We start from the raw sequence: 429 nt of genomic DNA, 5'->3' as shown, positions 1-429 counted from the left end.
GTTATACATGGAATGATCCTAACATGTTGTTTTATCGCAAAAAATATGGGATCGTGGATTTTTCTCCGAAATCACAAGATGAGTTTTGTGTGCTAATCCTTAAATATAAAAGGAAAGGGGCTTTAAAACTTATCATTGATGGTGACATTGATGGGGCTTTAGATATTTTGAGTTACGAATGGGCAAGTCTTCCCCCTGCCAGATACCCTCAACCAACCAAGAGTAAGAGTGAGGTTATGTCCTTATACAATAAGTATTTATTAGAAGAGCTCTCAGAGGAGACAGATCTTCACCTGCCAATCGGCTACATAAAACAAGTTTATAATGGTGTGTAAATGAAAAATATATTCCTTATATTGATATTTGTATCATCATTTACTTATGCTGGTTCTGATTTTGGAACTTGGGGAACATCATGTGATGATAATG

General features: G+C 35.4%; 1 protein-coding gene. It reads left to right on the top strand.

Annotated elements, in window-relative coordinates; genetic code table 11:
* The coding region (locus ER639_RS12365) for a lysozyme family protein (RefSeq protein WP_164993456.1) at positions 1–335 on the top strand (335 nt) is incomplete at its 5' end.
* Between the last annotated feature and the right edge of the window lie 94 nt (positions 336–429).

It is taken from the genome of Macrococcus sp. DPC7161 (genome assembly GCF_004117835.1).
Classification (GTDB): domain Bacteria; phylum Bacillota; class Bacilli; order Staphylococcales; family Staphylococcaceae; genus SDSC01.
Note: the sequence above shows the minus strand (reverse complement) of the source record. Positions and strands in the feature narration are given on the sequence as shown.